The sequence below is a fragment of the Eubacterium multiforme genome, from assembly GCF_030813415.1.
GTDB classification, from domain to species: domain Bacteria; phylum Bacillota; class Clostridia; order Clostridiales; family Clostridiaceae; genus Clostridium; species Clostridium multiforme.
On record NZ_JAUSUF010000011.1, the window covers coordinates 1 to 21211 of the forward strand.

Annotated in this window: 22 protein-coding genes; 21 read left to right on the top strand and 1 reads right to left on the bottom strand. The window is 27.8% G+C overall.

The window, feature by feature from the left end:
* From J2S18_RS12525 to J2S18_RS12585, 13 genes are all read left to right on the top strand, one after another.
* On the top strand, positions 1–88 hold an 88-nt coding region (locus J2S18_RS12525), incomplete at its 5' end, for a PLP-dependent transferase (RefSeq protein ID WP_307487417.1).
* 147 nt (positions 89–235) lie between these two features.
* Complete coding sequence (locus J2S18_RS12530) at positions 236–1636, top strand: Na+/H+ antiporter NhaC family protein (RefSeq protein WP_307487325.1); 1401 nt, start codon at positions 236–238, stop codon at positions 1634–1636.
* A 356-nt stretch (positions 1637–1992) separates the two neighbouring features.
* On the top strand, positions 1993–3903 hold the full coding sequence (locus tag J2S18_RS12535; RefSeq protein WP_307487326.1) for a BglG family transcription antiterminator: 1911 nt from the start codon (positions 1993–1995) through the stop codon (positions 3901–3903).
* An 11-nt stretch (positions 3904–3914) separates the two neighbouring features.
* Positions 3915–4505 (top strand): RDD family protein, encoded by a 591-nt coding sequence (locus tag J2S18_RS12540; protein WP_307487327.1) that lies wholly within the window; start codon positions 3915–3917, stop codon positions 4503–4505.
* Positions 4506–4580: 75 nt separating this feature from the next.
* On the top strand, positions 4581–4904 hold the full coding sequence (locus J2S18_RS12545) for a PTS sugar transporter subunit IIA (RefSeq protein ID WP_307487328.1): 324 nt from the start codon (positions 4581–4583) through the stop codon (positions 4902–4904).
* Between the two features lie 61 nt (positions 4905–4965).
* A complete protein-coding gene (locus tag J2S18_RS12550; protein WP_307487329.1) occupies positions 4966–5289 on the top strand; it encodes a PTS sugar transporter subunit IIB in 324 nt (107 codons plus the stop codon).
* Positions 5290–5370: 81 nt separating this feature from the next.
* Positions 5371–6738, top strand: coding sequence for a PTS sugar transporter subunit IIC (locus tag J2S18_RS12555; protein WP_307487330.1), 1368 nt, complete (start codon positions 5371–5373; stop codon positions 6736–6738).
* Positions 6739–6758: 20 nt separating this feature from the next.
* Positions 6759–7283, top strand: coding sequence for a GrdB-related putative oxidoreductase (locus J2S18_RS12560; protein ID WP_307487418.1), 525 nt, complete (start codon positions 6759–6761; stop codon positions 7281–7283).
* A 39-nt stretch (positions 7284–7322) separates the two neighbouring features.
* The gene (locus tag J2S18_RS12565) at positions 7323–8414 is read left to right on the top strand and encodes a DUF871 domain-containing protein (protein WP_307487331.1); all 1092 of its coding nucleotides are present in this window, start codon (positions 7323–7325) and stop codon (positions 8412–8414) included.
* 128 nt (positions 8415–8542) lie between these two features.
* Positions 8543–9499 (top strand): glycosylasparaginase, encoded by a 957-nt coding sequence (locus J2S18_RS12570; RefSeq protein WP_307487332.1) that lies wholly within the window; start codon positions 8543–8545, stop codon positions 9497–9499.
* 8 nt (positions 9500–9507) lie between these two features.
* Positions 9508–10623, top strand: coding sequence for a Sapep family Mn(2+)-dependent dipeptidase (locus J2S18_RS12575; protein ID WP_307487333.1), 1116 nt, complete (start codon positions 9508–9510; stop codon positions 10621–10623).
* Positions 10616–11362, top strand: coding sequence for a copper homeostasis protein CutC (locus J2S18_RS12580; RefSeq protein ID WP_370873851.1), 747 nt, complete (start codon positions 10616–10618; stop codon positions 11360–11362). The genes J2S18_RS12575 and J2S18_RS12580 overlap by 8 nt, the downstream gene beginning before the upstream one ends.
* A gap of 462 nt (positions 11363–11824) precedes the next feature.
* Positions 11825–12514: a hypothetical protein gene (locus tag J2S18_RS12585; protein WP_307487334.1), complete on the top strand. Its 690-nt coding sequence runs from the start codon at positions 11825–11827 to the stop codon at positions 12512–12514.
* 118 nt (positions 12515–12632) lie between these two features.
* Here the strand turns inward: J2S18_RS12585 and pnuC are convergent, their stop codons facing one another.
* On the bottom strand, positions 12633–13415 hold the full coding sequence (gene pnuC, locus J2S18_RS12590; protein WP_307487335.1) for a nicotinamide riboside transporter PnuC: 783 nt from the start codon (positions 13413–13415) through the stop codon (positions 12633–12635).
* A gap of 375 nt (positions 13416–13790) precedes the next feature.
* Between pnuC and J2S18_RS12595 the strand changes: the two genes are divergently transcribed.
* From J2S18_RS12595 to J2S18_RS12630, 8 genes are all read left to right on the top strand, one after another.
* Positions 13791–14153 carry a type II toxin-antitoxin system RelE/ParE family toxin gene (locus tag J2S18_RS12595; protein WP_307487336.1) on the top strand — a complete coding sequence of 121 codons (363 nt, stop codon included), beginning with the start codon at positions 13791–13793 and terminating at the stop codon, positions 14151–14153.
* A gap of 192 nt (positions 14154–14345) precedes the next feature.
* Positions 14346–16106 (top strand): ribonucleoside triphosphate reductase, encoded by a 1761-nt coding sequence (locus J2S18_RS12600; protein WP_307487337.1) that lies wholly within the window; start codon positions 14346–14348, stop codon positions 16104–16106.
* On the top strand, positions 16103–16561 hold the full coding sequence (locus J2S18_RS12605) for a 4Fe-4S cluster-binding domain-containing protein (protein WP_307487338.1): 459 nt from the start codon (positions 16103–16105) through the stop codon (positions 16559–16561). The genes J2S18_RS12600 and J2S18_RS12605 overlap by 4 nt, the downstream gene beginning before the upstream one ends.
* 42 nt (positions 16562–16603) lie before the next feature.
* On the top strand, positions 16604–17221 hold the full coding sequence (locus tag J2S18_RS12610; RefSeq protein WP_307487339.1) for an alpha/beta fold hydrolase: 618 nt from the start codon (positions 16604–16606) through the stop codon (positions 17219–17221).
* Between the two features lie 217 nt (positions 17222–17438).
* Positions 17439–18104, top strand: a complete 666-nt coding sequence (locus J2S18_RS12615; RefSeq protein ID WP_307487340.1) for an N-acetylmannosamine-6-phosphate 2-epimerase — start codon at positions 17439–17441, stop codon at positions 18102–18104.
* Positions 18105–18135: 31 nt separating this feature from the next.
* Positions 18136–19002, top strand: a complete 867-nt coding sequence (locus J2S18_RS12620; protein ID WP_307487341.1) for an N-acetylneuraminate lyase — start codon at positions 18136–18138, stop codon at positions 19000–19002.
* An 88-nt stretch (positions 19003–19090) separates the two neighbouring features.
* Positions 19091–20635 carry a sodium:solute symporter family protein gene (locus J2S18_RS12625; protein ID WP_307487342.1) on the top strand — a complete coding sequence of 515 codons (1545 nt, stop codon included), beginning with the start codon at positions 19091–19093 and terminating at the stop codon, positions 20633–20635.
* Between the two features lie 40 nt (positions 20636–20675).
* Positions 20676–21128 (top strand): NanQ anomerase/TabA/YiaL family protein, encoded by a 453-nt coding sequence (locus J2S18_RS12630; protein WP_307487343.1) that lies wholly within the window; start codon positions 20676–20678, stop codon positions 21126–21128.
* Positions 21129–21211: the final 83 nt, after the last annotated feature.

Here is a 21211-nt window from a genome sequence, read left to right on the forward strand (position 1 = left end):
TGGATTAATTAGATTATCAGTTGGTCTTGAAACTGCTGAAGATATAATTGCTGACTTAAAACAAGCTTTAGATTTAATAGAAGAATAAAATTTTTATAAAAAGCTAAAAAAGTAAATATTCCTAAAAATAAACATTTAAAACAGACACAACCTAGTTTAGCTTATATAACTGAACTAGGTTTTGTTTTTTAAGCTAATTAAATTTAATTATTTTTGATTTAAAGGAGAGGGACATATGAAAAAAACAGAAGAAACAGTAAAACCGAATTTTAAAGCGTTATTACCATTTTTAATTTTTATAGTTATTTATTTAGGTAGTGGAATAATTCTTCAAATACAAGGTGTAGAAATGGCATTTTACCAGTTCCCAGCTCCAGTTGCAGTTAGCTGTGGTGTTATATCAGCATTTTTTATAATTAAAGGGTCAATTGATGAAAAGTTTGATACTTTTGTAAAAGGTTGTGGAAATTCAAATATTATAATAATGTGTATTATATATTTACTTGCTGGAGCCTTTGCAAATGTTTGTAAACAAATGGGTGGAGTAGATTCTACAGTAAATCTTGGCTTAACATATATACCACCACAATTTATAGTAATTGGAATATTTTTAATTTCTAGTTTTATCTCTACTGCAACAGGAACATCAGTTGGATCAATTGCAGCAGTTGGACCAATTGCAGTTGCAATATCTGAAAAGTCAGGGGCATCATTACCTCTTATAATGGCTTGTGTATTAGGTGGAGCAATGCTTGGAGATAATCTTTCTATTATTTCAGATACTACAATAGCATCCACAAGAACTCAGGGATGCGAAATGAAAGATAAATTTAAAATTAATGCATACTTAAGTTTAGTTCCAGCAATTATTACAATTGTGTTGCTATTTATATTTGGAAAACCTGAGGTTATACCTCAAGCTCGTGTATACGATTTCAACTTAATTAAAGTATTACCTTATTTATTTGTATTAGTATTAGCAGTTGCTGGAATGAATGTATTTTTAGTATTAACTGGAGGAATCTTTTTAGCTGGTGCAATTGGCTTGTACTATGGAGATTTAACAATTCTTTCATTTGTTAAGAGTATATATACTGGATTTACTAATATGACTGATATATTTTTGCTATCAATGTTAACTGGTGGTCTGGCCGAGTTAGTAACGAAGGCTGGAGGTATAGAAGCATTACTACAAAGTATACAAAAATTCATTAAAGGTAAAAAATCTGCTGAAATAGGAATTGGTGTTTTAGTAGCACTTACAGATATAGCTGTAGCAAATAATACAGTTGCTATTATAATAAATGGACCTGTAGCTAAAAAACTTTGCTATAGATATAAGGTTGACCCAAGAAGAAGTGCAGCCATTTTAAGTACAGTTTCTTCTATTTTTCAAGGATTTATTCCTTATGGTGCACAGATGTTAATATTAACTAGCTTTGCAAAGGGAAAAGTTTCTCCTATGGAAATTATGCCTTTGGTTTGGTTCTGTCAACTATTGTTAGTTGCAACAATAGTATCAACCTTTATACCATTTGCAAATAAATTAATTAAAAAGGATCCATGGGATTTTGAAAAAGAAGCACCAGTAAGTAAAGTTGAAGTTGGTGAAGCTAGTGAAGAATGTTTATATTAAAGTTGATTATTAAAATATTTAATTTAAATATATATTAAATTTATATAAAAGACTGAATGATTTTATAAAATTATTCAGTCTTTTTATTAATAATATTTAATATTAGATTATTTTTTTTTGACTTTTTATTTAGGAAATATTTTGTTTTTAATGGATTTCCTAATACTAGGAAATCTATTGGCGGTAAAGTTTAAAAAGTTGAGGTATAATAAAGAAAAAAAGTAAATATTTTTAACAAACAATAAATAAGATGTGTACTAATAGCTGGATTTAATTTACATAATACACAAACTTCCTAATAATAAATAAGTTTAATAAAAGGGTATTTATATGGGATTTAAGGAAGAGGTGATAAAGTGCTAAATAAAAGGCAAGAAAAAATTATTATGCTTATGAAAGAAAATAAAGGTTGGATTATAGGCCGAGAATTGGCTAAGTTAGTTGGTGTATCTGATCGTACTGTTAGAAGTGATATTTTAAATATCAATAAATTTTATGAGGATAATCTAATTGAATCAAATTTAAGACAGGGTTATAAAATTAATAAAGATAAATTACAAAGTTTAAATATTGAATTAAATGAGGTAATTCCTCAAACACCAGAGGAAAGATGTATTTATATAATTCAAGAATTATTATTTGAGAGAAATGAAATTAATTTAACTTTTTTACAAGATAAAATATTTGTTTCAGGTTATTCCATTGATAATGATATTAAAAAAATAAGGAAAATGCTTGAATCATATGATAGTTTAAAAATTGTAAGAAGTAAAAATTATATTAAATTAACAGGAAATGAAGAGGACAAGCGTAAATTATATAAAGATTTATTAGCAAGTGAGACAAAGGGGAATTTCCTAAATTTAAATAAAATATCTTCTCTTTATAAAGATTTTGATTTAATTCAAGTAAAGGATATATTAGAAAATACATTTAAAAAATATAACTATCATGTTCGTGAACTAGCTTTCCCAATGCTTATGATGCATATAGGAATTGCTATAGAGCGTATAATAAGACACAATTTTATTAAAACAGATAGAAGCACTGAAGAGTTAAGAGTTAGCATTGAATATAAAATTGCTAAGGAATTTTTTGAAAAAGTAGCAAGAGAAATAAGAATTGAAATTGTTGAAGATGAGATAGTATTATTAGCACTAAGATTATTAGGAAAAAAGAGTACTAATTATGCAAACGATATAGTAAAGGATCAAACTGATTATGCAGTTTCAGATTTAGTAGAAGAGATTATTGTTGATATTAAAGAGTTATTTGACATTGATTTTAGCTCTGATAGTGAACTTAAAATTGGGTTAGAGATGCATATTATGTCACTATTAGAGAGACAAATTAAGAATATTGAAGTTGATAATATGTACTTGCAAGAAATAAAGCGTAGATATCCATTAGTATTTGAAATGGGAGTAAGGGTTAGTAAACTATTAGAAGAAAAGATTCATATAAAAATTAAAGAAAATGAAATTGCTTTTATTGCATTACATTTAGGAGCTGCTTATGAGAGGGCAAATCTTAATTGTAAATATAGAGTAGTTATGATTTATCCTTATAATCAAACTTTATCTAATTTATGTCTTCAAAAGGTTGTTAATCGTTTTGGAGAACGTATAGACATTATTGAATCTATGAGTTTTTTTGAAGAATCAGAAATTATTGAGTTAAAACCAGACTTAATTTTAACAACCTTACCACTTAAACATAATCTTGATATTTTAACAATACAGATTTCCTTATTTGTTAATTATGAGGATGAAAGTAGGATTTTCCAAGGGTTAAATGATTTAGATAAGATTAGATGCCAAGATGATTTTGAAAGCTTAGTTTTAAAACTTATAAAGAAAGAGTTTTTTTATACACATGTAAAAGCAACTAATCCAGAAGATTTAATAACAAATATGTGTGACAATTTATATGAAAATGGATATGTTAATGATGAATTTAAAGATAGTGTATTACAAAGAGAAAAGATATCTGCAACTTCTTTTGCCTATGGCTTTGCTATTCCACATAGTTTTAATGGTATAACTTCAAATCAATCATCTTTAAGTATTGCAATATTAGATGAACCGCTTAAATGGGGAGAATTTGATGTAAGACTTGTAATCTTATTTGCTATTAGTGAGGATGATAGAAAAATTTTAAGGGTATTTTTTGATTGGTTAAGTAACGTAGTATCTAATTCTAGTAGATTTGCTAGTTTACTAGAGGTAAAAAGTTATAAAGAATTTATAAACCAAGTTTTGGTATAAAGGAGAAGAATATGAGAAAGAAAATAAAAAAGGATAAAGAAAATAAAAATATAATTTCTTGTGATGTTCCATCTTGGAAGCGTTTTGTTGCATATATGGTTGATTGGTATTTAGGAAGTATGTTTATATCATTACCAATGGTTATGATATATATGAAGACAACAAATACTGATGAGTTAAATGTAAATTTACTTCAATATCCAGAAAAGTATGCATTAATAGCTGGAGGGGTAGGACTAGTATTTGCATTCTTTTATTATTTTATTGTTCCATTAAAAATTTGGAAGGGACAAACATTAGGAAAAAGATGGTGCCATTTTAAAATAACTAAAGGAAATGGTGAAGATGTAACTTCTAAAGATTTATTTTTAAGACAAATTATTGGAATCTTTATAATAGAAGGCTCTTTAATTTCTGCAAGTAATATATTACATCAAATTATGTCATTACTTAGTAATAAAAATTTTATAACACCATTAATGTATTTAGGAATAGCTATTAGTGTTATATCAGCCTTATTAGTACTATTTAGAAAGGATCATAAAGCTATTCATGATCTTATTGCAAAGACTAAAGTTATAAGTATTGCAAATCCTTCCTAATAGATAGGAAGAAACATTAAAGATAATAGTCCATTAAAAATAATATAATATAAATAACAACTAGGAGGATATGTTATGGAAGGATTAGAATTAGTATGTTTTCAAATTATTTCAGCGGCGGGAATGGCAAGAAGCAGTTATGTTGAAGCTATTAGAGAAGCTAAGAAAGGTAATTTTGAAAAAGCAAAGGAATGTATAAAAGAAGGAGAAACATTTTTTTCACAAGGGCACAATGCTCATGCTGAATTAATTCAAAAAGAAACAAGTGGCGAGGGTGTAAATCCAAATTTATTATTATTACATGCAGAGGATCAATTAATGTCAGCTGAAACTTGTAAAATCTTTGCTAATGAGTTAATTGATACTTATGAACGTATTATTACTTTAGAGAATAAATAATTATTATTTTTCTAATATAAATACAATGATAAAACATTAATTAATGGGGGGAGAATGTAAAATGAAAAAAATTTATTTATTTTGTAGCGCAGGAATGTCTACAAGTATGTTAGCAAGTGCAATGCAAAAAGTTGCAAATGATCATTCATTACCAATTGAAGTAAAGGCTTATCCTCATGATAAGTTAGGAGAAATTGTTGAATCACTTAATCCTGATTGTATTTTACTTGGACCACAAGTAAAGTATCTATATGATAAGACTGTTCAAGACTTTGGAAAAACTGGTATTCCTATAGCAGTTATTGATGCTGGTGATTATGGCATGATGAATGGAGAAAAGGTTTTAAAAACTGCTATTAAATTAATTAAATCTTCAAAGAAATAATATTGTATAGTAAGTAATCTTTTTATGACTTTTGTGATAACGATTACTTATATATAGATAAAAAAAGAGGGGGAACATTATATGCTAAAATGGTTAGAAAAAGTGTTGATGCCACTAGCTGAAGCAATTGGTAAAAACAAATATTTAATTGCTATCCGTGATGGTTTCTTAGTATCAACACCATTATTAATTGTAGGGTCATTATTCTTATTAATTGCAAATTTCCCAATTCCAGCATGGACAGAGTGGTTAGGCTCTGTATCTATTAATGGAAGCACATTAGCAGCTTATATGGGTAAGCCTGCTGATGCAACTTTTACAATTATGGCAGTGTTTGCTGTAATTGGTATAGGATATTCATTTGCTAAACAAATGAAAACAAATCCTATATTTGGAGCTGCTGTATCAGTAATGTCTTGGTTTTTACTTATGCCTTATGGTGTAAAAGGAGAGGCAACTGTTCAAGGGCTTGCAAGTAAAGTTGAAGTATTTTTAGCTGGAGGACTTCCACTTGGTTGGGTAGGAGCTAAAGGTATATTTGTTGGTATCATATGTGCATTTTTATCAGTTCATATTTATGCTTTTGTAGAACGTAAAGGATGGGTAATAAAGATGCCTGCTGGTGTTCCACCAACAGTAGTACAATCTTTCGCAGCTTTAATTCCAGCTGGAATTGTTATGATTGTATTCTTCTTTATAAATCTAATTTTTGGTTTCTTTGGAACTGATGTATTCTCAATTATATTTAAATTCCTACAATTACCACTTATGAATTTAGGTGATACATTAGGAGCTATGGTTATTGCATACATCTTCTTACATTTATTCTGGTTCTTTGGAGTAAATGGAGGATCTGTTGTAGGTGCTGTATTTAATCCTATACTTCAAACATTAACAGCTGATAATTTAGAGTTCTTTAAGAATGGAGTTGGACAAAGTCATATTATCTGTCAACAATTCCAAGATTTATTTGCAACATTTGGTGGATGCGGTTCCACATTATCATTATTAATCGCAATGTTATTATTCTGTAAATCTAAACGTATAACAGAACTTGGAAAATTAGCTTTAGTTCCAGGAATATTTGGAATAAACGAACCAATAGTATTTGGATTACCAATAGTATTAAATCCAACAATGTTAGTTCCATTTATGCTGGTTCCAACAATCAATATAGTTATTTCTTATTTCGCAATGAATATAGGACTGGTTCCTATTTGTAATGGAGTTAATATTCCATGGACAACACCAATTATCATTTCTGGTTGGCTTGCAACAAACTGGGTAGGTGCATTACTTCAAGCTGGATTACTAGTTTTAGGAGTATTCATTTATACACCATTTATTAAAATAATGGATAAACAATACATGGAAGAAGAAGCGAAGGCAATAGAGTCTAAGGATGATGAAGATATATCTCTAGATGATTTAAATTTCGACGATTTATAGGAGATGATGACAAAGTGTCAATGAAAATTATAATGATTTATGATCAAATACAAGCTGGTGCAGGTACTAAGGATGATAAAATGGTACCATTAAGTGCAAAAAAAGAACCATTAGGACCAGCTATTATGATGGAACCTTTCTTAAAGAAGGTTGATGGAAAAGTAATAGCATGTCTTTATTGTGGTAATGGCACTTATTTAGCTAATCCAGATGAGGTTTCAAGAAAACTTTGTGCAATGGTAAAGAAAGTTAATCCAGATGTAGTAATGTGTGGTCCAGCTTTTAATTTTACTGATTATGCAAGTATGGCAGCTAGAGTTGCTTATGACATAAATCAAACAACAGATGTACCAGCCTTTGCAGCTATGTCTGTAGAAAATGAAGAAACAATAAAGGAATTTAAAGACAAATTAAATATTGTAATTACTCCTAAAAAAGGCGGTACAGGCTTAAATGATGCACTAAATAATATGTGTAAATTAGCTAAAGCTTTAGTTAATAAGGAAGATGTAACATCTTTAACAAAGGAGATTTGTTTTAAATAAAAATTAAAAACTTATATCCATAATAGTGGAGGGATTAAGATGAGAAGACTTGGGATTTCAGTTTATCCAGGGCATAGCAATATGAATGAAATATTAGATTATATTGATCTTGCTGCAAAATATGATTTTAAAAGGATATTTACATGTTTATTATCTGTTGAAGGAAAATCAGTAGATTATATTGTAAAAGAATTTAAGACTATGGTAGATGCTGCTAATAAAAATAATATGGAAGTTATAGCAGATGTAGAGCCTAATATATTTAAAGAGTTAGGAGCTAGTATAACAGACCTTTCAATATTTAAAAAAATTGGATTAAGTGGAATAAGATTAGATTTAGGTTTTGCTGGAAATGAAGAATCTATAATGTCTTTTAATAAAGATAATCTAAAAATTGAACTTAATATGAGTAATGGTAGCAAATATGTAGACAATATAATGTCTTACAAACCTAATTTAGATAATATATATGGATGTCATAATTTTTATCCACATATGTATACAGGATTATCTTATGATCACTTTATGAAATGCAATAAGCAATTTAAAGAATATGGAATCAAAACAGCAGCTTTTGTTAATTCTAAAAATGCAACAATAGGGCCATGGCCATTAAATGAAGGCCTTTGTACTTTAGAAATGCATAGAGATATGCCAATAGATGTACAAGCTAAACATTTATTTGCAACAGGTTTAATTGATGATGTTATAATTGGGAATGCTTTTGCTTCAGAGGAGGAACTTAAATTATTAAGTGAAGTTAATAAGGAAATGGTAGAACTTTCTGTTAACTTAGAAGAAGGAATTCCAGAACTTCAAAAGAAGATAGTATTAGAAGAGTTTCATTTAAATAGAGGAGATTGTTCTGAATATGTTATAAGATCAAGTGCATCAAGAGTTAAATATAAAGGCGAAAAATTTGAACCTTTTAATGTTAAAGATATAAAAAGAGGGGATATATTAATAGATTCAGATTTGTATACAAAATATGCTGGGGAAATGCAACTTGCAAGAAAAGATATGAAAAATAATGGTAAAGTAAATGTTGTAGGGCATGTTGTTAAAGAAGAAGAATTTTTAATAGATTATATTGAATCTTGGAGTAAATTTGGATTTAAGCTTAAAAAGTAAAATATAAATAAATCTAATGATTTTAATATATTAAATTTAAAGGACTTATTCATATTTTGAATAAGTCCTTTTTGAAATATTATAAAAACTAAAAAAATTAAGTATTTTATAAAAAGGAGGATGTTAATATGTATGGAATGATTGCAACTTGGCGTATGGCTGTAGAAGGAATTACAAAAGGAAGGGAAATTTTAAGTAGTGGAGGTTCTGCAGGAGATGCAATTGAAACTGCAATTAGAGAGGTAGAAGACTTTCCATTTTATAAATCTGTAGGTTATGGGGGATTACCTAATGAAGAAATGGAAGTAGAATTAGATGCTGCATATATGGATGGAACTACCTTTGATATTGGAGCCGTTGCAGCAATTAAAGATTTTGCAAATCCAATTAGTATTGCAAGACGTTTAAGCAAAGAAAGGGTAAATAATTTATTAGTAGGAGAAGGTGCAGAAAAATTTGCTCACAAAGAAGGATTTGAACGTAAGAATATGTTAACAGATCGTGCAAAAATTCATTATCATAACAGGGTTAAAGAGGTAAAGGAAAAGGAAATTAAACCTTATAGTGGACATGATACTGTAGGTATGGTATGTCTTGATAAAAATGGTGATATGACAGCAGCTACATCAACAAGCGGATTATTTATGAAGAAAAAGGGAAGAGTTGGTGATTCACCTATTTCAGGATCAGGATTTTATGTAGACTCTAAAGTTGGGGGAGCTAGTGCAACAGGATTAGGAGAAGATTTAATGAAGGGATGTATTTCCTATGAAATTGTTTATTTAATGAAGGAAGGGCATCATCCACAAGAGGCTTGTGAAATTGCTGTAAATAAGTTAGATAAAGAACTTAAAGAAAGAAGAGGAAATGCAGGAGATATATCATTAGTAGCTATGAACAATAAAGGTCAGTGGGGAGTTGCAACTAATATTGATGGATTTTCATTTGCAGTAACTACTGAAAATGAAGAGCCAACTGTTTACATAACTAAAAATGTAGATGGTAAATGCATTCACGAAGTAGCAAGTCAAGAGTGGCTTGATAATTATATGAAAACTAGAACAGCACCACTAGTTAGAAAGTAAGTGTAAATATGAAAGATATAATTTTAAAAAAGATAGATGACTTAAGGGAAGATCTTATTAAAAATATTATTGAAGTAGTTAAAATTGATAGTGTAGAAGGAAAGGCAGAGCCTAAAATGCCTTTTGGAAAAGGTGTTAATGATTGTTTACTTAAGGCCTTAGAAATTTCGGAAAATCTTGGGTTTAAAACAAAAAATTTAGATGGCTATGCAGGTTATGCAGAACTTGGTGATGGAGAAGATTATATTGGAGTTATGGGACACTTAGATGTTGTGCCTGTTGGAGATGGATGGATAGAGCCTCCCTTTAGTGGCTTTATAAAGGATGGAAGAATATATTCAAGGGGAGTATTAGATAATAAAGGACCAATAATGTCATGTTTGTATGCATTATATGCTTGTAAAGAGTGTAATGTTTCTTTTAATAAACCAATTAGAATTATATTTGGAACTAATGAAGAAACAGGAATGAAGGATTTAGAATATTATTTAAGTAAAGAGAAACCACCTGTAATGGGATGGACTCCAGATTGTAAATATCCTGTTGTTTATGGAGAAAGAGGTAGAGCAAAATTTGAAATAACTACTAATAAAGAAAACTTAAAAGAGTTTTTTGATTTTGTAAACAGATACTTTCTTCAGAGCAAAGATAATGGAGATAGGCTTGGAATAGATTATTCAGATGAAGAATTTGGTAAGATGCAAATTCGAGGATATTCTTTAGATGTAGAAAATGAAAATTGTGTATTTAATTTTACCTTAAGTTATCCAGCTAGTACAAATATTTTAGAAATAACAACACAAATAAATAAAAAGATATCTAAAAATCTAACTTTAAAATTACTTCATAATTATAATCCAGTTAAATTTGAAAAAGATTGTTTTTTAGTTAAAAAACTTCAAGAAGCTTATGAAGAAGTAACAGGACTTGATGGAACACCTGTAACAACTACAGGAGGGACTTATGCAAAGGCAATGCCAAATATTGTTCCTTTTGGACCAAGCTTTCCAGGACAAAAGGGGATTGGACATAATCCAAATGAGTGGATGGATATTGAAGATATTATTTTAAATGCTAAAATATATGCATTGAGTTTTCTAAAATTAGGAGGAGAGCATGAATAAAATAGTAGAAGTATGTTGTGGAAGTTATTATGATTGTCTACAAGCGTATAAAGGAAATGCAGATAGAGTTGAGTTAAACAGTGCCTTATATATGGGAGGATTAACTCCTACTGTTGCAAGCCTTATTTTAACAAAGAAAAATACTAATTTAAAAGTTATTTGCATGGTAAGACCTAGAGGTGCAGGATTTTGCTATGACAAAGAAGATTATGAAACAATTCTTTTAGATGTAAAATCTATGATGGAAAATGGTGCAGATGGAATTGCTTTTGGCTGTTTAGATAGTGAAGGTAATATTGATATTTCTAAAACAAAAGAAGTTATAGAAATAGTTAAATCCTATGGTAAAGACAAGGAAGTAGTATTCCATAGAGCCTTTGATTGTGTTAATAATCCATATGATTCAATGGAAATATTAATTGATTTAGGTGTAGATAGAGTTCTTACAAGTGGATTAGAAGAGAAAGCTATTTATGGGATAAAACTATTAAAGGATTTACAGAAAAAATATGGAGATAGAATTGAAATATTAGCAGGTAGTGGAATGAACTCAGAAAATGCAAGAGAGTTTATGGAAAGTACAGGTATTACACAAGTACATAGTTCTTGTAAAACATGGCTTAAAGATAAAACTACAACTAAAAATAATGTAAGTTATGCTTATAGTGATGATGAATATGGATATGATGTAGTAGATTGTAATTTAGTTAAAGAATTAGTAAAAGTTATTAAAGAATAAAATATAAAAAATGGTATAACTTCCTTAAAATAGGAAATAAAATTAATATAAAGTAATAGATTAATTTTATATAATACAAGTAATAATTCTAAGTGAATTTTAGAATTTATAGGAGGTTATATCAATGAAAGCTTTAATGGTATTTTACAAAGTTAAATTAATATTTGGAGAAGAAGAAAATACTAAAATGTCATTATTTGATAAAGTAATGGCTATATGTTCAGCAACAACTATTATGCACTAAAGATATTTTTATATGAAAATAAAAATAAAGTTATAAATAAAGGGTAAAGGCTATTAAAAGTCTTTACCTTTTTCTTATATAAAGAGAGTTAATATGAGGTTGAAGTTTTATTTATAAACTATAATAATTAAAGATATAGACTATAATATAAATAAATTGGATATGTTTTAAAACTGACTTTCACCTAAAATCAATTTATTAGAGAGAGGGAAGATTTTATGATTAGTAATTATACATTAAAAAATTATAAAGAAACCTTTAATGTGTATGGGTCCTTTTATTCAGTAATTATACCTAATTTAGGCAAAGTAAAATGTAGAAATGTATTAAAGATATCTAGGAAGAAAAATAATAATGAAAAAATTAGTTCTATATTTATAATGATGAATCCAGGTAGTGGAAAACCAATTAATCCATTAGAAGAAGATTTAAGGATATATACTTTAGATGAATTTATTAATAATGGTGGACCTGGGATTTCTCTTATTGAAACTATTCCAGATAATGTTCAAATGGAAACTATGAAAATTATGGATTCAATGAATTGGGATAATGTATATATAATAAATTTAAATGATGTAAGAAATCCTAATTCTCAAAAATTTAAAGAAGAAGTAAAAAATATTAGAAATTCAATTAATGAAGAGGATAAAAAATCAATTACATCAATATTTAATAATTACAGAAAAGATAAAGAATTAATTATGAATGAAAGTCAAAATGTAATATGTTGTTTTGGAGTGAGTAATCCAAAATATATGACTAATGAAATGGTTAATTATTTAAAAAATAAAAAGATTATACCTAAAGGAATTAAAAAAGATAATGATGAATCTAAATATTATTATCTTAAACCTCTTGGAGGAAAATCTATTGTAGATGATTTAGTAAAGATACTTAAAAAATAAGAAAAAGATTAAAAAAGAATTGTTAAATATAAAGAAAAATTTATCATATTAAATATAAAAAATGCAAAGGTAATTAAATTTATAATTTAACTATCTTTGCATTTTTTATTAATAAATATTAGGCTGTATGTTGATTTTTATCAATCTTTTTCCAGATAACTAATCCATATAAGCTATTAACTGTATATTGTATCCACATCATTGCACCTGATAAGGCAGCAAGGGAGAATACTGGATTTCCAAATAAGGAATGTAAGTATAATACTATTCCTACTGAATCAGATAATAACCAAAAATACCAAGTCTCTTTAAATCTTTGTGTAGAAACTATAACAGCACAAATAGTTACTGTTGCTGTAAAGGAATCTATTAAATAATTCTTATCTGGTGCTATAATATTATTAAAGGTATTTTGTATTATATTTGGTAAGTAGTATACGAATCTAGAATAAAGAAACCAAACTACTACAACAAATATAACAATTCCAATCCATTGTTTCTTTTTTAAGGTTCTTACTTCTATAGTTTGAGAAGATGAGTCAGATTGTTTATTTTCTAGTGTACTTTTTCTCCAAGCAAAGAAACCATAAATGTTCATAGGTAGCATGTATATTGTATATAATATAACTTCAGCATACATATGACGGGATAAAGAAACAAATATATAAAAGCAAGTGTTTATAACACCCCAAGCATAGGCTGCTGTTTCAGCACGTGCTGTGTATATAGCAGCAAAAAGTCCTGTTATAGCTGAGAACAGTCCTGCTATTGTTAATATATTTATTACATCAGAAATTGATCCTCCAGTATATAGTGGACTAAAAAAGAAAAATATATTAACAAGTAAGAAAAATACAAAATATATTTTATGAAATTTTGAAAAAGATTTAAACCACTTCATAAATCCTCCTTGTATAATGAAAACATAGTAAATACTAAGGTTTCATTAATATACTTTATTTAATATATTTAAATATCTATACTATTTTATAACTAATAATTTTGAAAAAACAATACAGAAAAATACATAAAATACATATATTGTGCTTTTGAAGAAGAGTACACATTTTAGAAACAAAATTAAACTCAATATAATACTGAGCAAATAAAACCTTTTCAAAAAATAAAATATTTAAAAATTTTATTAAAGTAAATATATTAAGAAGAAAATAAAAAGATTGAAAAATAAAATTAACCTAACTGATAAATTTTTTTTGATAACATAATAGATTAGATATATTATAATAGATATAAGGAAGGAGGATATAAATTTATTATGTATGATATATCATTTTTTAAAGATAAGAATGGGAAATCTCCTGTTTTAGAATACATAAATAAGCTAGAAGAGAAGAGTTCTAATGATAAAAGAGCAAGGGTTAAATTAGATAAAATTAATAAAAGTTTTCAGCTTTTAAGAGAAAAGGGGACAACCATTGGAGCACCCATTATAAGAAATTTAGAAAAGAATATTTATAAGATTCGTGTTTTAGATTCACGATTTTTCTTTTTAAGAGAAGGAAATACATTTGTAATGATAAGCCACTTTATTAAAAATACTCAAAAGACACCAGAAAAAGAAAAGAATATAGCAAGAAAAAGATGGAGAGAATTTTATGACAATATAAGTGATAAGTAAGTAATTATATTGTTTTTTTATTTTAAAATTAAGTAAAATAAATTAAAAAAAGTTTATATAACTAATGGATTATCAAAAACGATTTTAAATAATATATTAGTTATATTAGCTATAATAGATTTATATTATTATATTTTTTTATAATAATGTATAATCGTAATTAGGTTATAAAAAACGAAGGAAGTGTTATTTATGATAGAAAGTAAAAAAATTATAAATGACTATTTAGATAAATCTGACTGGAGAGTTAATGAAAATTCAAATTCACCATATAGTTTTGGAAGTCTTAATAAGCATATAATAGCAGAGGTTTCAAAGGACTATTGGTTAAATGAAGTTTATAAAGACAAAAGAATAATTAACGCTTATGTTAGTGGAGATTTACATATTCATGATTTAGGAGGGTTAACATTATACTGCTGTGGATATTCCCTTAGAAATATAATAATGATGGGAGTTCAAGGAATTCCTAATATCCCAACAAGTGGCCCTGCTAGACATTTTGATGCAGTCTTAAATCAAATAGCTAATTTAGTTACAATATATCAAAATGAAATTATGGGAGCTGTTGCATTTAATTCATTTGATACCTTATTAGCACCTTATATAAAGAAGGATAAATTAAGTTATAAAGAAATAAAGCAAAATATTCAAAACTTTATTTTTAGTATAAATAGTAATAGTAGAGCAGGAGCGGAACCTGCCTTTACAAATATAACTTTTGATTTAATTCCTCCAAATGATTTAAAGGATGACTTTGTATTAATTGGAGATGATATAGGAGATTTTAAATATAAAGATTGCCAAGAAGAAATGGATTTATTAAATAAGGCTTTCTATGAACTTATGAATGAAGGAGACTTTAGAGGAAGACCATTTGCATATCCAATACCAACTTATAATATAAATAAGGATTTTGATTGGGATAACCCTCATAACAAAATGTTATTTGAGATGACAGGAAAATTTGGATATCCTTATTTTGCAAACTTTGTAAATTCAGATATGGATCAAAGTGATGTAAGGTCTATGTGTTGTAGACTTAACTTAGACCTTAGAGAATTAAGAAAGAGAAATGGTGGACTTTTTGGTAGTGGAGATAGTACAGGAAGTATAGGTGTAGTAACTATAAACTTACCTAGATTAGCTTATCAAAATAAAAATAATGAAGAGGCATTTTTCAGTAGATTACATGAAGTATTAACTATTGCAAAAGATAGTTTAGAAATAAAGAGAGAATGGCTTAATGAAAATATGATAAATAAAAATATGTTACCAGCCTTTGATACTTATGTAGGAACATTAAATAATCATTTTAGTACAATTGGAATAGTTGGATTAAATGAGATGTGTGAAAACTTTAATGGTAAAAATATATTAACAGAGGAAGGTAAAGATTTTTCAATTAAAGTATGTAATTTTATAAGAGAATGTTTAATTGAATTCCAAGAAGAAACAGGAAATCTTTATAATTTTGAAGCTACTCCCGCTGAATCTACTTGTTATCGTCTAGCTAAGAAAGATGTTGCAGTTTATGATGACATAATAACAAGGGGACCAAAGGAAGCTCCATATTATACTAATTCATGTCATATACCACCAAATGAAGTAAAGGGATTAAAGCAATTATTTGATCATCAAGATGATCTTCAAATATTGTTTACAGGAGGAACTGTTGTTCATATATATTGTGATGGTGCAATTAGTGGAGATGCCGCAAAGCATATAGTAAAAACAATTTGTGAAAAATACAGAACTCCATATATAAGTCTTTCACCTTTAAATAGATACTGTGAAGACCATGGATATATTAAAGAAAAGGTGGATAATTGTCCTATATGTGGTAAAAAGTTAGATTTATATCAAAGAATAACAGGATATTTAAGAAAAGTAGAATTCTTTAATGATGGTAAAAAATCAGAGTTTAAGGATAGGAATCAATTAAAGCTATGATTATAAGACTTAAAGGAATTGTTCATGAAAGAGTAGAGGATGCCCCATTTATGGGTGCTCTTATTTCTGCAATAGATTGTAAGTTTAATTGTAAGGGATGCTTTAATCAATCTATAAAGGAATTACCTACAATAGAAATGGATTCAGAGGATATAATAAAAGAAGTACTTAAAAATCCATTTAATGAAGGAATAATACTTGCAGGGTTAGAGTGGTCTTTGCAGCCTGATGAACTTAGAGAATTAGTAAAGACTTCACTTAATAATAATTTAAAGGTTATTATTTACTCAGGGCTTACAGAAGAAGAATTTGCTTTGAAATTTCCTGATATATATAATTTAAATAAAGGTATATATTTTAAGTTTGGAAGATATTTAGAAAATTTAGCAACAGATAATAATATACAATATGATGTGAAATTGGCATCATCAAATCAAAAAATATTAAAAAAATAGAGTTAAGTTTATATAAAAATTTAAACAAAGGAAGATGATATTATGAGTAAAACTATAAATTCATATTGGGGCGTTGAACTAAAACCATATGTAACAAAACAAGGAAGCAAAACTTTAGCTGTAGTATTACCTGGAATTGGATATACTTTAGATAGAGTAACATTAGAATATTCAGGAGAATTAGCATTAAACTTAGGCTATGACTTAGTAAGGATTGAGTATGGTTTCCAAGTTACAAGAAAGCCATTTAATGTACCAGAAGAATTTGACATTATAGTAAAAGAATCATTAGAACAATTAAAGAGTGTACTAGAAGATGGAAACTATGAAAATATAGTTATAATAGGTAAGAGTATAGGAACTGCAGTACAAACAGAATTAAATAAGAGTGTAAAAGATTATAATGTAACTAATATTTATATAAGCCCAATAGATAAAACAGCAGGACTTGGAATATTAGAAGATTCATTAGTAATAACAGGAACTAAAGATCCACTTTTATCAAAGGAAAATGTTGAAAAGATAAAAGATATAAAGGGTGTACAATTAATTAGCATAAAAGATGCAGATCATCCTTTAAATATTGAAAAGAATCCTATTGAAAGCTTAAAGATTCAATTGGAAATAATAGAAGCTATGAAGAAATTTTTAAATAGATAATGACAAAATAAATAACTGTTAATTCAAAAATAACCCTCGTAAGTAAATTAAATATTTTACTTACGAGGGTTATTTTATTTTAAAAACATTAAAATGAAAATAATTTTCTAAAAAATAAAAAATATTAAAATAAATTTTAAAAAACTATTGAAATTTAGTTAGAAAAGGATTACAATTAGCTCATAAAAAGAAAATAATTTTCAAAAGGGTGGTAAAAATGTTAGAAAAGATAAAGGGAAAACTAATAGTATCTTGCCAAGCATTAGAAGATGAGCCGTTACATAGTTCCTTTATTATGGGCAGAATGGCTAAAGCTGCTAAAGAAGGTGGAGCTATTGGAATAAGAGCCCAAGGCGTTAGTGATATTAATGAAATAAAAAAAGTTACAGGATTACCTGTAATAGGAATAATAAAAAGAAATTATGAAGATTCAGAAATTTATATAACACCAACTATTAAAGAAATAGAAGAACTTCTTGGAACAGAATGCGAAATGATAGCATTAGATGCAACAAATAGAAGAAGACCTAACGGTGAAGATATAAAAGATTTAATCCATTGTATTCATAAGGGCAATAGATTAGCTATGGCAGATATATCAACTTTTGAAGAAGGTGTACAAGCTGAGAAGCTAGGTTTTGATTGTATGTCAACAACACTTTCTGGATATACACCATATTCTACACAAGGTGAAGGGGTAGACTTTGATCTACTAGAGAAGTTAGTAAAAACAGTAAATATTCCAGTAATCTGTGAAGGAAAAATAAATACACCAGAGGATTTGAAAAAAGCCTTTGAACTTGGAGCTTATTCAGCAGTAGTTGGAGGAGCTATAACAAGACCACAACAGATAACTAGAAGATTTACAAAGATTTTAAAATAAATAATTATAAAAATTTTGGGAGGTTAACATTATGAAAGGTATTTATTCAGCTTTATTAGTTTCATTTGATAAGGAAGGAAATATAAACGAAAAAGGATTAAGAGAAATCATTAGACATAACATTGATGTATGTAAAATAGATGGTCTTTATGTTGGAGGAAGTACTGGAGAAAACTTTATGCTTTCAACAGAGGAAAAGAAAAGAATTTTTGAAATTGCTATGGACGAAGTAAAAGGACAAGTTAAGTTAATAGCTCAAGTTGGATCAGTTAATTTAAAGGAAGCTGTAGAACTTGCAAAGTTCACAACTGATTTAGGATATGATGCAATATCAGCAGTAACACCATTTTATTATAAATTCGATTTTAGCGAAATCAAAAATTACTATGAAACAATAATAAATTCAGTAGATAACAAACTTATTATATATTCAATTCCATTCTTAACTGGAGTAAACATGTCATTAGATCAATTTGCAGAGCTTTTTGAAAATGAAAAAATTATCGGAGTTAAATTTACAGCAGCAGATTTCTATATGTTAGAACGTATGAGAAAGCGTTTCCCTGATAAATTAATATTTGCAGGATTTGATGAAATGATGTTACCAGCAACAGTACTTGGAGTTGATGGTGCAATAGGTTCAACATTTAATGTAAATGGAGTTCGTGCAAGAGAAATATTTGAAGCAGCACAAAAGGGAGATATAAAGACTGCTTTAGAAGTTCAACATGTAACTAATGACTTAATAACTGATATTTTAAATAATGGTCTTTATCAAACAATTAAGTTAATTCTTGAAGAACAAGGTGTTGATGCAGGATATTGCAGACAACCAATGAAAGAAGCAACAGAAGAAATGGTTGCAAAGGCAAAAGAAATTAACAAAAAATACTTTTAATAATTAATTAAAAAAATAAACTCTATTAGATTAATGGAATTTTCCATTAATCTAATAGAACAAAAAAATATAAAAGGGGAGAGTAAATATGCAAGGATTTACGAAATTTGATTTAGTTGTTTTAGTTGTTTATTTAGCACTTGTATTATTCGCTGGATTAAAATTCTCTAAGAAAGAAATGAAGGGTAAGGAGTTCTTCAGAGGTGATGGAACAATTCCTTGGTGGGTTACTTCAGTTTCAATTTTTGCAACACTTTTAAGTCCAATTTCTTTCTTATCATTAGCGGGAAATTCATATAAAGGTACTTGGATTCTTTGGTTTGCACAATTAGGTATGTTTATAGCAGTACCTCTTACTATAAGATATTTCTTACCAGTTTACAGTAGATTAGATATCGATACTGCTTATGAATACTTAGAAATCAGATATAAAGATAAAGGTCTTAGAATTCTTGGAGCTATAATGTTTATAGTTTACCAAATTGGACGTATGGCAATAATCATGTATTTACCATCAATGGTACTTGCAAATCTTACAGGCATAAATGTTTATTTACTTATTATTGCAATGGGAGTTATAGCAATAATTTACTCATACACAGGAGGATTAAAGTCAGTACTATGGACAGACTTTATTCAAGGTTGTGTACTTATAGCAGGTATTATATTTTCATTAATATTCTTAGTTTCAACAATTAACGGTGGATTTGGTTCAATAATGAGTCAATTAACTGAAGGTGGAAAATTCTTAGCATCAACAGAACCAGTATTTGATGCAAATATATTTAAATCAAGTGTATTCTTATTAATTGTAGGTGGTGGTTTAAATACTTTTTCATCATATATATCAAGCCAAGATATAGTTCAAAGATTTACAACAACTACTGACATAAAACAATTAAAGAAAATGACATATGGAAACTTAGTATTATCATTATTTGTTGCTACTATATTCTACTTAATTGGAACAGCACTATTTGTATTCTACAAACAAAACCCAGCATTATTACAAACAGCACAACAAGACCAAATATTTGCTTCATACATAGCTTATCAATTACCTGTTGGTATAACTGGAATAGTTTTAGCAGCTATTTATGCAGCAGCTCAATCAACACTTTCAACTGGATTAAACTCAGTTGCAACAAGCTGGACTTTAGATATTCAAAAATACATATCAAAAGATATGTCAATGGCAAAACAAACAAGATTTGCTCAATATATTTCTTTAGGTGTTGGTATTGCATCAATTGGAATGGCAGTTATATTAGCTAACGGTGGAGTTAAATCAGCTTATGAGTGGTTCAATGGATTTATGGGACTTGTACTTGGAGTTTTAGCTGGAATATTCATACTTGGAATATTCTTTAAGAAAGCAACAAGAACTGGAGCATATGCAGGATTTATAGCATCAGCAATAGCTGTAATAGTATGTAAATATGGTGGATTTGATGTAAGCATATGGTCATACTCAATAATATCAATTGGAGTTTCAGTAGTAGTTGGAATGATAGTTTCATTAATGACTCAATCACAAGTTGTTGATGAAAAGACACAAAATGAAGCTACTATTTATTACAATAAAGAAAAAGATAAAGATGATAATGAAAAGAGAGAAGCTGCTTTATCATAATATTAATCTTAAATAAAGCGACTTTATGGGAGGTAATGAAATGATATTTGGAAATTTAAATGATTTAGAAAGCTATGATTATTTACCTGAATTAGTAAAGAAGGCTTTAAAACATGCTTTAGAAAATAATGTAATAGAATATGAAGCAGGAAGTCATGAAATTGATGGAGATAAGCTTTTCTTAAATAGAGTTAATTATACTACAAAGGACAAGAAAGATCGTTTCTGGGAAGGTCATAAAAAATATATAGATGTTCATGTAGTATTTGATGGAAAAGAAAGAATAAATCTTAACTTTAAAGAAAATTTAAAATTTAAAGAATATGTTGAAAAGGATGATTTCCTTTCATTTGAAGGAGATGAAAATTCTTCAGTAGTTCTTGAAAAGGGAGATTTTCTAATATGTTATCCAGCTGATATTCATATGACTTGTTTAAAGGCAGATGAAAATTCAGATGATGTTAAAAAGGCTATTTACAAAGTAATATTATAAAAAAATCTTATTGTTAATTAAAATACCCTATAACATAATAATTATGTTGTAGGGTATTATTGTCTAAATTTATTAAAGGAGAG